This window comes from Pseudomonas trivialis, from assembly GCF_001439805.1.
GTDB lineage: Bacteria > Pseudomonadota > Gammaproteobacteria > Pseudomonadales > Pseudomonadaceae > Aquipseudomonas > Aquipseudomonas trivialis.
In genome coordinates this window covers 378,421-391,118 of sequence record NZ_JYLK01000003.1, presented here as the reverse complement: position 1 = coordinate 391,118, position 12,698 = coordinate 378,421, and the positions used below count along the sequence as shown (strand labels likewise).

The 12,698-nt window shown below is 63.8% G+C and carries 4 protein-coding genes; 3 read left to right on the top strand and 1 reads right to left on the bottom strand.

The features are described 5' to 3' along the window. Window positions 1–138: 138 nt before the first annotated feature. The gene (locus TU79_RS07255; protein ID WP_139136750.1) at window positions 139–3,207 is read right to left on the bottom strand and encodes an autotransporter domain-containing protein; all 3,069 of its coding nucleotides are present in this window, start codon (window positions 3,205–3,207) and stop codon (window positions 139–141) included. 214 nt (window positions 3,208–3,421) lie between these two features. On the opposite strand from TU79_RS07255, the gene recC reads away from it, so the two are divergent. The 3 genes from recC to recD are packed head-to-tail and all read left to right on the top strand — an operon-like array spanning window position 3,422 to window position 12,611. Next, window positions 3,422–6,871, top strand: a complete 3,450-nt coding sequence (recC, locus tag TU79_RS07250; protein ID WP_057007355.1) for an exodeoxyribonuclease V subunit gamma — start codon at window positions 3,422–3,424, stop codon at window positions 6,869–6,871. Next, a complete protein-coding gene (recB, locus tag TU79_RS07245; protein ID WP_057007354.1) occupies window positions 6,868–10,542 on the top strand; it encodes an exodeoxyribonuclease V subunit beta in 3,675 nt (1,224 codons plus the stop codon). Before recC ends, recB begins: the two co-directional genes overlap by 4 nt. Continuing rightward, window positions 10,539–12,611, top strand: a complete 2,073-nt coding sequence (gene recD, locus TU79_RS07240; RefSeq protein WP_057007353.1) for an exodeoxyribonuclease V subunit alpha — start codon at window positions 10,539–10,541, stop codon at window positions 12,609–12,611. The genes recB and recD overlap by 4 nt, the downstream gene beginning before the upstream one ends. Window positions 12,612–12,698 lie beyond the last annotated feature (87 nt).

The following is a 12,698-nucleotide window of genomic DNA, read 5'->3' as shown; positions in this document are numbered from 1 at the left end:
AGTGAAACGATGCATCGCCGATGGTAGTGTGGGGTTTCCCCATGTGAGAGTAGGTCATCGTCAAGATTAAATTCCGAAACCCCATTTGCGAAAGCAGATGGGGTTTTGTTTTGGGCGATTGGAAAGTCAGGCTAACGCTTAAAACGCCAATGTCAGCCGAGCATTCAACGACTGATCTGACGTATTGCTACTCACCTGACCGTCATAGCTCAAGCCCACGTTCAAGGTATCGCTCAACCCCAGATCGACGCCTACACCGATGACTGCTGCACTGCGAGCAATCGGTGCACCGACCAATTCGAACGTGTCGCCACCGCTGAAGGCGGCACGGCTCTCCGGCGTCACGTCGCCATAGGCACGACGCCAGCCCAGCATGGCGTTAGGCTTGACCGCGACGCTGCCAGCATTCAAATGAGTGGTTGCACGTAGGCCCAGCGTACTGAAGGTGATGTGATTGTCCTGAGACTTGTTCTCCAGCGTGATCAGGTTGCTGTTCTCATCGAACGAATCGGTGTCCAGTCGCACATGCGCCAGGTTGGCGAAGGGTTCGAGCAGCGCGTTACCCAGTTCGATGGAGTAACCCAGCTCGCCGAAGACCTGGTTGGTCGCTGCCTTGTAATCCTCTTTGAAGTGCTCGGAAGAGCCTGGCAAGTCCAGCGTGCGCTTGGCTGTCAGCTTGTGCCAGGTGCGCACCGCGCCAAGGCGCAGGCCCAGCTGGCCCCACTTGGCGCCCCCGTAGACGCCCAGGTGATAGTTGTCACTGTCAGTGGCGCCGGATGCATGACGCAGATCGAAACTGCTGTTGCTCACGCCAGCCAACGCGCCCACGCGCCACGTATCAGCGAGCGGTACATCAACGCCGAACAATAGCCCGCTGGTATGACTGTCGAGTCCCGAGACGTCACGGCTGCCGTCGGTTTTCCCGGTCGCGCCAATGGCTTGAGTCCACACCACGCCACGCGAAGCATCACCGACCAGTGTTTGCGCCGTGCTGCCGAATGCCTGCGCCGACTGCGATTGTTGCAGCCGATCATTCATGGCATTGCGCACCAGTCGGCTGTCTTCGATCAACGCGGTCTGCGTTGAAGCATGCAGCTCATTGGACAGCGCCTTGAACGTGGCTTGTGCCGTCGTCGCATCATCCTGAACCACCTGACGCCAGAGCGCATTCCCTGCACCCGCGCTGTCCAGGCCTTGGGCCACAGCCCTCGCATTGCCGGTAGTCGCCAAGCTGGAAAAGCTTTGCGCATTACGGTCAAGCGTAAGGCCCACATCGGTAGCCGTGTAGTTCAACGTCGGGGTGAGGAATGCGAAGTTGGTTTGCACCGTGGCAAACACACCGCTCACACCGCCGGCAGCCGAGAGGATCGAGTAACGGCTCGCGGCCAGCCAGTTGCCGCCCTCAACCAAAGACAATGTGCTGTTGTTAAGACTCGCCCGGCCGCTGGCGACGATGCGGTCCGCATTGCCGGCGGCGTCCGACTCCACCTGATAGACCGCACCCTGCGCAAGGTTGACGTCACCAGTGACGTTCAGTTGCCCGACCGAATTGCCCGGCGCCACCACGCCACCCTGAGCGACATTGATGCCGCCCACAATGCCGTTGCCACCCAGCGTTGCGCCTTGCTGCACACTGACGAGCGAGTTACCCAGATTGCCGTTTACGGCCAGACGGCCGGCTTGCACCGTCGTCGCACCCGACAGACTGCTATTGCCGGTCAGGTTCAGCGACCCGGCGCCGCGTTTGATCAGCGCCCCGTTGCCCGCCAGCGTATTGGCCAGGCTATCGTTGGTTGATTGATCGACCACCAGCGTTGCGTTATCGGTGATCGCTCCGCTGCCGAAGGCCTGGGCGTGACCGGTCAGAATCCCGCCATTGATCACCGTGCCGCCCGAGTAGGTGTTATTGCCGGTCAGCATCAAGTTGCCGCTGCCGTTCTTGATCAGCGCACCACTGCCGCTGATATCGTTGCGCCAGGCGTCAACAGCGTTATAGCCACCGAGGCTGGCGTCCATGTTCACCGTGACGTTGGAATTGAACGCCGCGAAACCATCGCCCGCCGCGTACAGGTTCAATCGACCATAGCCGCCTGACTGATCGATCACCGCATAGCCTGAGGCAATCTCAGTGGTCGCCAGAATCTCGCGGCGCTGGCTCGCGTCCAAATAAGGAAAGCGCGTTTCCAACAGCACTTCGGCGTTAACCGGCACTACCGGCGCCAGGTTGGTCGCGCCCACAGGGTCGAATCCGTAAGTCATGCGCGACGTATACAGCGCCTTGTCCTGAGCGTGCTGAGAGGTACGGTCAGTGGACGGGTCGATGGTCGCCAGGCAGTTATTAACATTGCCGCCGCATTGCGCAGTGAAATACGCCAGCGCCTGCGCCCGCGCATCGGCGCGCAGTTGAGCATTGGCCGGGTTGGACAAGTTATCGATGGCGAAATACGTTGCGGTAATGCGCCCACCGATCACGTCGAAAGGCGAATGCATGCCCGCTTCAATACGGTTGTCACCGATTTCCGACGCGCGCAGCATGAGTTCGCTGAAACGCTCGGGAATCGCATAGGCCAGCGCGTAGGAAGACAAATACGCAGCGTTGGTATGGCCGCTGGGGAATCCCGAATCGCTGGCCGGCGTCGTGCTCTTGGCTGGCCGCAGCGAAGGCTGCACCACGAACTCCAGGCTTTGACCGTCCAGGCTCTGCCGCCAGGGGCGGGGATACAGATAGTGGGATTTGGCAGGCGTGGTAGACGCGTCATTACGCAACGCGCCGACCAGATCGACCACCTTGCCCAGCGCCGAAGACGAGCTGCCGGCGCCGTTGCCTTTATCGTCGTACCTGACGGTTTTGTTGCTGTCGTCGAATTGCGTGATAGTGGTGAAGGCACCGGCACCTGCCTTGTAGGCGGCGCTCAATGAACCGAGCCCGCTGATGGCGCTGTAGCTCTGGTCACGGCGATCATCGAAGTAGGCGGCGGTTTCCTGGGCGAGGGTGCGAGCGTTGGCGCGGTCGAGCACGATTTGCAGGTTGCGCCTCAGTAATCCCTGACCCAGCGCGGTCGGCGTGCCGGCGTCCCAGGTCGCGCCGGTCGTCCACAGCGTGCCGAATCCGGAGAGCTGATCGACACCGTTGATGCTGTTGTCCCCCGCACGGCTTGCTGCCTGAACCGACACGGCAAGCAATGAAAGTAGCAATGAAGACGCCATTATCTGGGCAGTTCGGGTGTTGGATCGCATAGCCTTCGCCTTCACTCTATCGGGATAAGGCGCCGACCCTAGCAAGCAGGCTTTACACTCCCGTGTATACGCAGTGACACATTTGTGGCGGCTCAAGGGGGCGTAAACCATCTCAAACCCGCCAATCAAGGCCCACAGTGCTAAAGTCGCACCCCTCGATTGTGCTTTTCCCAAGGAAGCCGTTATGCCGGATGCGACGTCCCTCAGCGCTGGGTTCATGGTGGTTCACGGCAACCGCCTGGACGAGCTGCGCAGCCTGGTGGTCAGCTGGATGCGCCGTTACCCCTTGGCGCCCCTGGAAAACGAAATCGCGCTGGTACAAAGCAACGGCATCGCTCAATGGCTCAAACTGGCCCTGGCCGAAGATCCACAGGACGACGACATGGGGGGCTGCGGTATCGCCGCCGCCATCGACGTTCAACTGCCCGGCAGCTTCATGTGGCAGCTCTATCGCATGGTGCTGGGCCGCGACGACATCCCGCCCAAATCCCTGCTCGATAAAGCGCCCCTGACCTGGCGCCTGATGCGTCTGCTGCCGGAGCTGATCGACCAGCCGCACTTTGAGCCGCTGCAGCGTTTCTTGACCGACGACACCGACCTGCGCAAACGCTACCAGCTCGCCGAACGCCTGGCTGACCTGTTCGACCAGTACCAGGTCTACCGCGCCGATTGGCTGGAAGACTGGGCCGCCGGCCGTCATCAATTACGCAACGGTCGAGGCGAGTCCAAACCCCTCAACCCCGCCAATTGCTGGCAAGCCGAATTATGGCGCGCACTGTTGCTGGATGTGGGCGAGGAGGGCATGGCCCAAAGCCGCGCCGGCGTGCATCAGCGCTTTATCGAACGCATCAACACCCTGGAGCACGCGCCAAAAGGCCTGCCTTCGCGAGTGATCGTCTTCGGCATTTCATCACTGCCCGCCCAGGCGCTCGAAGCCCTCGCCGGCCTGGCCCGGTTCAGCCAGGTGCTGCTCTGCGTGCACAACCCTTGCCGCCATCATTGGTCCGACATCGTTGCCGACAAGGACCTGCTGCGCAACGAGTACAAACGCCAGGCGCGCAAGGCCGGCATGCCCGTCACCCTCGACCCGCACACCCTGCACCAGCACGCGCATCCGCTGCTCGCCGCCTGGGGTAAGCAGGGGCGCGACTACATCAGCCTGCTGGACAGTTACGACGACCCCAACAGTTATCGCGCCGCGTTCCGTGACGGTCGCATCGACCTGTTCAGCGACAGCGAGCCGACCACGCTGCTCAACCAGCTGCAGGACGACATCCTCGAACTGCGCCCCTTGAATGAAACCCGCGAAATGTGGCCCGCCGTCGACCTGCAGCGCGATACCTCAATCCGCTTCCACATCGCCCACAGCGCCCAACGCGAAGTCGAGATCCTCCACGACCAACTGCTCCAGCGCTTCAGTGCCGATCCCACGCTGCGCCCTCGGGACATCATCGTCATGGTCCCCGACGTCGACAGCTACGCGCCGCATATTCGCGCCGTGTTCGGCCAGCTCGAACGCAGCGATCCACGCTTCATCCCGTTCACTCTCACCGACCAGGGCCAGCGCGGCCGCGATCCGTTGCTGATTGCCGTCGAGCACCTGCTCAAACTGCCCGACAGCCGCTTCCCCGTCAGTGAAATCCTCGACTTGCTTGACGTACCCGCCCTGCGCGAACGGTTTGCCATCAAAGAGCGCGACTTGCCCACCCTGCATCGCTGGATCGAAGGCGCCGGTATCCGCTGGGGCCTGAACGCCGAACAGCGCGCCGGCCTGGGCCTGCCGCCAGCGCTGGAGCAGAACAGCTGGCGATTCGGCCTGCGTCGCATGTTGCTCGGCTACGCGGTCGGCACCGGCATGGCCTGTGACGGCATCGAACCCTACGACGAAATCGGCGGCCTCGACGCCGCGCTGATCGGACCGTTGGTGGCCTTGCTCGACGCGCTCCACGATGCCCATCAAGCCCTGTCCCAGCCCGCGCCGCCGCAGGAATGGGGTGAGCGCCTGCAACGCCTGATGCAACGGTTTTTCTCCCCCGCCAGCGAACATGACGACTACCTGCTCGGCCAGCTCGAACAACTGAGAGAAACCTGGCTGGAAACCTGTGAGTCCGTCGGCCTGCAGGACGAGCTGCCCCTCACCGTGGTGCGCGAAGCCTGGCTGGCGGGTCTGGACCAGGGCCGCCTGTCCCAGCGCTTCCTCGCCGGGGCTGTCAATTTCTGCACCCTGATGCCCATGCGCGCCATCCCCTTCAAGCTGGTCTGCCTGCTCGGCATGAACGACGGCGACTACCCGCGCGCGCAACCGCCGCTGGATTTCGACCTGATGGGCAGCGACTACCGTCCCGGCGACCGTTCACGCCGCGAAGACGACCGCTACCTGCTGCTCGAAGCCCTGCTCTCGGCCCGTGACCAGCTTTATATCAGCTGGGTCGGCCGCAGCATTCGCGACAACAGCGACCGGCCTGCCTCGGTGCTGATCGGCCAGTTGCGCGACCATATCGCCAGCGGCTGGCACAACGATCGGGAAGCATTATTGCTGGAGGCCATGACCCAGGAACACCCGCTGCAGCCGTTCAGCGCCCGTTACTTCCACGAAGGCGACCCGCTGTTCAGCTACGCCCGCGAATGGCAGATGCTGCACCAGGCGAGCGACGCAATTCTCATCGCAGACGCACTCGCACCGTATCAGCAGGAAGAACCCCTGAGCCTCGGCCAATTGCAGGATTTTTTGCGCAATCCGGTCAAACATTTCTTCAGCCAGCGTCTGAAAGTGTTCTTCGAGGCTGCCGAAGTCCCGCTGGCGGACGAAGAACCTTTCGTCCTCGACGCCCTGCAACGCTACAGCCTGAGCGACAGTTTGCTCAACGCCGCCCTGACCCGACCCGATCAACTCGATCAGGCCCTCAGCGCCCAGGCCCTGCGCCTGCAAGGCAGCGGCCTGCTGCCCATGGTCGGTTTCGGCGAATGCCTGCGCAACGAGTTGATCGAACCGTTGCCCGACTTGCTGCAGCGCTATCAACAATTGCTCGTGCTTTGGCCCACGCCCCACACCGGCGCGGAACCGATCAGCTTCGAGTACCAGGGCATTCAACTGGACGGCTGGATCAGCGGCCTGCATCGGCGCAGCGATGGCGGGTTACTGAGCGTCACCACCATCCCCAATAGCATCGGTTCGATCAAAACGCGCAAGTGGCACCGCCTGATTCGGCCCTGGGTCAACCACCTGGTGGCCTGCGCCTGCGGCCTGCCATTGAGCACCGGCCTGGTCGCCAGCGACGATACCTTGCTGCTGGCCCCGCTGGAAAAGGTCATGGCGCAAGGCTTGCTCAACGACCTGCTGCTGGCGTGGCACACCGGCATGAGCAAGCCGCTGCCGGTCGCCGTCAAAACCGCGTTTGCCTGGCTGGGCCAAACCGACCCCGCCAAGGCGCAGGCGGCCGCCAGCAAAGCCTACGAAGGCGATGGCATCACCACCGACGGCGAGCGTCGTGAAACGCCGGCGCTCACCCGGCAATTTCCCGATTATGCCGCGCTCATTGCCAGCGAAGAGTTCGAAGGCTGGGCCGAAACCCTGTATCGCCCGCTGATCACCGCGCCCTGGCGATCACTTACCCGCGACGAGGCCGGCGCATGACCCGCAAACCCCTGGCCCTGGCGTTCCCGCTCAGAGGCAGCCAACTGATCGAAGCCAGCGCCGGTACCGGCAAGACCTTCACCATCTCGGCCCTGTACCTGCGCCTGGTACTCGGCCATGGTGGCGAAACGTCCGGTTTTGGTCACGAATTGCTGCCGCCGCAAATTCTCGTGGTGACCTTCACCGACGCCGCCACCAAGGAGCTGCGCGAACGCATCCGCATCCGCCTGGCTGAAGCCGCACGCTTCTTCCGCGCTGAAATCGAACAGCCGGACGCGCTGATCGCCGACCTGCGCGACGAATACCCACCCGAGCTATGGCCTGCCTGCGCCAATCGCCTGGACATCGCCGCGCAGTGGATGGACGAAGCAGCCGTCTCGACCATCCACAGCTGGTGCCAGCGCATGCTGCGCGAACATGCCTTCGACAGCGGCAGCCTGTTCACCCAGACCCTGGAAACCGACCACAGCGATCTGCTGGGCGAGGTGCTGCGCGATTACTGGCGGCTGTTCTGCTACCCCCTGCACGACGACGCACTCAACTGGGTGCGCAGCCACTGGGGCGGCCCGGCCGCGCTGATGCCACGGGTGCGCGCGCTGTTCGGCAGCGAGCGGCCGACCGACGAGACCCGCGAGCCGGCCGAGTTGATCAACGCCTGCCTGCAGGAGCGCCGCGAAGCGCTGATCCACCTCAAGGCGCCCTGGCAACAATGGGCAACGGAATTGCGTGAGATCTGCCTGCAGGCCGTCGCCGCCAAAGCGGTTGACGGCCGCAAGATGCAGGCCCGTTACTTCGAGCCGTGGTTCGAAAAAATCAGCGCCTGGGCCGCCGACGAAAGCCTGGAGCAACTGGACATCGGCACCGGCTTCACGCGGCTTACCCCGGACGGCATGGCCGAAGCCTGGAAGGGCGACCCGCCGCAGCACCCCGGCATCGAGGCCATGGCCGACCTCAAAGCCCGCCTTGACGCCTTGCCGACCCCCGACGCCGCCGTGCTGCAACATGCCGCCGGTTGGGTGGGCAAACGCTTTGAGGAAGAAAAGCGTCGCCGCGCCGAAATGGGCTTTGACGACATGCTGATCCGCCTCAACGCCGCCCTGCAAGCCGAAGGCGGCGAACGCCTGGCCAGTGTGATCCGCGAGCAGTTCCCGGTGGCCCTGATCGACGAGTTCCAGGACACCGACCCGGTGCAGTACAGCATCTTCGACAGCATCTACCGCATCGAGGAAAACCACCTCGACAGCGGCCTGTTCCTGATCGGCGACCCCAAGCAGGCGATCTACGCGTTCCGGGGCGCCGACATCTACACCTACTTGCGCGCGCGCAAATCCACCCTCGGCCGCCATCACACGCTGGGCACCAACTTCCGTTCCAGCCATGCCATGGTCGAGGCGGTAAACCATGTGTTCCAGCGTGCGGAAGCAGGCCGTGGCGCGTTTCTGTTCCGTGAGCCCAACGGCGATAACCCGGTACCGTTCCACGCGGTGCTGGCCCAGGGCCGCAAGGAACAGTTGCAGGTCAATGGTCAGACGCTGCCGGCGCTGAACCTCTGGCACCTGCCCACCGATCAGCCGATTTCCAACGTCATCTATCGCAAGCATCTGGCGGCTGTCTGCGCGACGCAGATTGTCGAGCTGCTCAACGGTGGGCAACAGGGCACGGCAGGTTTCCGGCAGCAGGATGGCCGCCTTAACGGCGTGCTGCCGTCAGACATTGCCATTCTGGTGCGCGATGGCAAGGAAGCCCAGGCCGTGCGTGCCGAGTTGGCCGCCCGTGGCGTGCGCAGTGTGTACCTGTCCGATAAGGATTCAGTGTTCGCCGCCCAGGAAGCCCACGACCTGCTGGCCTGGCTCAAAGCCTGTGCCGAGCCCGACGTCGAGCGCCCGCTGCGCGCCGCGCTGGCCTGCGTCACCTTGAACCTGTCGCTGGCGGAACTGGAGCGCCTGAACCAGGACGAAATGGCGTGGGAAGCCCGCGTGATGCAGTTTCGTGGCTACCGCGCGATCTGGCGCGGCCAGGGCGTGCTGCCGATGCTGCGTCGCTTGCTGCACGATTTCAAACTGCCGCAAACCCTGATCGCCCGCAGCGATGGCGAACGGGTGCTGACCAACCTGCTGCACCTGAGCGAGTTACTGCAACAGGCGGCCTCGGAACTTGATGGCGAGCAGGCGCTGATCCGTCATCTGGCCGAACACCTGGCGCTGTCCGGTCAGGCCGGTGAAGAGCAGATCCTGCGCCTGGAGAGCGACGAGCAACTGGTCAAGGTGGTGACCATTCACAAGTCCAAGGGCCTGGAATATAACCTCGTTTTTCTGCCGTTCATCTGCTCGGCCAAACCGGTGGATGGCAGCCGCTTGCCGCTGCATTACCACGATCAACAGGGCAAGTCCCAGGTCAGCCTGCGTCCCACCGCCGAGCTGATCGCCCAGGCCGACGACGAGCGTCTGGCCGAAGACCTGCGCCTGCTCTACGTGGCCCTCACGCGCGCCAAACATGCGTGCTGGCTCGGCATTGCCGACCTCAAGCGCGGCAACACCAGCAGCTCGGTGCTGCACCTGTCGGCGCTCGGTTATTTGCTCGGTGCGGGCGCCGCGCTGGGCGAGTCCGCCGGGCTGGCGCGCTGGTTGCTGGACCTGGCGCAAGGCTGCCCGGCGGTGCACTACACCGAGGTGCCCGACCCGCAGGACAATGTCTTCCACCCGCCGCGCAACCAGGCCACCTTGCTGGCGCCGTTGCTGCCCACGCGCAAGGCGGCGGAAAACTGGTGGATTGCGTCCTACAGTGCCCTGCGCATTGGCGACAGCATGAGCGCCGCCCCTCTCGAAGCGCCGGAAAGCCCCCAGGCCCAGAAGCTGTTCGATGACGAACGCCTGGACCCCGATGCCCCGCGCGAAGTGGCAGCGTCCGGCGGCGATATTCACCGTTTCCCACGTGGCCCTAACCCCGGGACCTTCCTTCACGGTTTGCTCGAGTGGGCCGGTGAGGAAGGTTTCGACGTGACCCCACAGGCGCTCGAAAAAGCCGTCGGCGCGCGCTGCAATCGTCGCAACTGGGAAGGCTGGATCGTCACCCTCAGCAGTTGGCTGGGCCATCTGTTGGAAACGCCGCTGCCCCTGCATGACGATCAGGTCACGCTCAGCGGTCTGCAGCACTATCAGATCGAGATGGAATTCTGGTTCGCCAGCCACAAGGTCGATGTGCTCGCCCTCGACAGGCTGGTGTGTCAGCACACTCATCACGGCGTGTCGCGCGTGGCTGCCGAACCGGTGTTGCTCAATGGCATGTTCAAAGGCTTTATCGACCTCACGTTCGAACACGAGGGCCGCTACTACGTGGCCGACTACAAATCCAACTGGCTCGGCCCCGATGATTCGGCCTACACCGTCGAGGCCATGGAACAGTCGATCCTCGAGCATCGGTACGACCTGCAATACGTCCTCTATCTGCTGGCCCTGCATCGCCAACTCAAGGCCCGTTTGCCCGATTACGATTACGACCGGCATGTCGGCGGTGCGCTGTACCTGTTCCTGCGGGGCACCCAGGCCGCCAGCCAGGGCGCGTATTTCACCCGGCCACCGCGCGAACTGATCGAGGGTCTGGACCTGCTGTTCCAGGGCAAATCGATACCGCCCAAGGCTGAACCCGCGTGGGAACAAGGAGTGCTGTTATGAGCCTGTCGCCGCTACCGCTGGAGGCACTGGCGCCCTTGAGCCGCGCCGCCGACCTGTTGCAACTGCTCGAGCGTTGGGTCGAGCGCGGCTGGCTGCGTGCGCTGGACAAGGCCTTCGTCGGCTTCCTCAATGAGCTTGACCCACACGCCGACCCCCTGGTGTTGCTGGCAGCGGCCTTGACCAGTCACCAGCTGGGTCACGGCCATGTGTGCCTGGACCTGTTCGAAACCCTCAACGCACCGGATTTCGCCCTGTCGCTGCCGCCCGAAGGCGACCTGCAAACCGGTGCCATGCTGCTGCCATCGCAACTGCTTGACGGCCTTGACGGCGCCCATTGGTGCCAGGCTCTGGCGGCCAGCCCGTTGGTCGCGTTGGCCGTCGATGACAGCGAGTCTGCCCACAGCCGGCCGTTGGTGCTGGCCGGCAAACGCCTGTACCTGCGCCGTTACTGGGCCTATGAGCGGCGCATCGACACCGCGTTGCGCCTGCGCCTGGCCACGCAAGAAACCGTCTCGACCGACTTGCCCCAACGCTTGAACGGCCTGTTCGAACAAGCCCCGCCGGAGGGCGTGATCGACTGGCAGAAACTCGCCTGCGCCCTGGCCACCCGCGGTGCGTTCAGCATCGTCACCGGCGGCCCCGGCACTGGCAAGACCACTACCGTGGTGCGCCTGCTCGCGCTGTTGCAGGCGCCCGCCGTGGAGGCCGGCAGCCCGTTGCGCATTCGTCTGGCCGCGCCCACCGGCAAGGCCGCCGCGCGCCTCACCGAATCCATCAGCCAGCAAGTGTTGTCGCTCAATGTGCCGCAGGGTGTGAAGGACAAGATCCCGACCCAGGTCACCACCGTTCACCGCTTGCTCGGCAGCCGCCCTGGCACCCGGCACTTTCGTCATCACGTGGGCAACCCGTTGCCGCTGGATGTGCTGGTGGTGGACGAAGCCTCGATGATCGACCTGGAAATGATGGCCAACCTGCTCGACGCACTGCCGTCCCACGCGCGGCTGGTGCTGCTGGGTGACAAGGACCAGCTCGCCTCGGTGGAGGCCGGCGCCGTGCTCGGCGACCTGTGCCGCGACGCCGAGGCGGGCTGGTACAGCCCGCAAACGCGCCAATGGCTGCAAGCGGTCAGCGGCGAAGACCTCAGTGCCAGCGGCTTGCAGGAAGACCTCGACGCCAGCCACCCGCTGGCGCAGCAAGTGGTGATGCTGCGTTACTCGCGGCGTTTCGGCGAAGGCAGCGGCATCGGCCAACTGGCGCGCTGGGTCAACCAGCAAAACGCCGAAGAAGCGCGCAGGTTGCTTGCCGCGCGCAGCCACGCCGACCTGTTTTGCGTCAACCTCAAGGGCGAGCATGACCACGCCCTTGAACGGCTGGTGCTCGACGGGCAGGGCGATGGCGCCCAGGGTTATCGCTACTACCTGAACCTGCTGCAGTCCGCGCGCCCGCCGCTTTACACCCCACGCGAAGACCCCGCCTGGACCCACTGGGCGCAGCAGCTGTTGCAAGCCTTCGACGCGTTCCAGTTGCTCTGCGCCGTGCGCAAGGGCCCGTGGGGCGTGGAAGGCCTCAACCTGCGCATCACCGCCGCCTTGCGCAAAGTGAAGCTGATCGAAGGTGACGAACAATGGTACGAAGGCCGCCCGGTCTTGATGACGCGCAACGACTACGGCCTGGGGCTGATGAACGGTGACATTGGCATCGCCCTGAAACTGCCGGAAAGTGACGGCGGCCCGCAGGTATTGCGCGTGGCCTTCCCGCGCAACGACGGCCAGGGCGGCGTACGCTTTGTGCTACCCAGCCGTCTGAACGACGTGGAAACCGTGTACGCCATGACCGTGCACAAGTCCCAGGGCTCCGAGTTCACCCACACTGCGCTGATCCTGCCGGATGCGCTCAACCCGGTGCTCACCAAAGAGCTGATCTACACCGGCATCACCCGCGCCAAACGCTGGTTCAGCCTGATTGAACCGCGTGGCGGCGTGTTCGAAGAAGCGGTGCGACGCAAGGTCAAGCGCTTGAGCGGGTTGATGCTGGAACTGGGCCAGGACACAGAGGCCATCTCACCCTGAAATGCAATCAAAGTGTGGGAGGGGGCTTGCTCCCGATAGCAGAGTGTCAGGCACTGATAGGTCACTGACTCACAGCCATCGGGAGCA

Bases quoted from the DNA above. Each gene is read 5' to 3' on its own strand.
- TU79_RS07255 (WP_139136750.1), bottom strand. From the start codon at position 3,207: ATGGCGTCTTCATTGCTACTTTCATTGCTTGCCGTGTCGGTTCAGGCA.
- recC (WP_057007355.1), top strand. From the start codon at position 3,422: ATGCCGGATGCGACGTCCCTCAGCGCTGGGTTCATGGTGGTTCACGGC.
- recB (WP_057007354.1), top strand. From the start codon at position 6,868: ATGACCCGCAAACCCCTGGCCCTGGCGTTCCCGCTCAGAGGCAGCCAA.
- recD (WP_057007353.1), top strand. From the start codon at position 10,539: ATGAGCCTGTCGCCGCTACCGCTGGAGGCACTGGCGCCCTTGAGCCGC.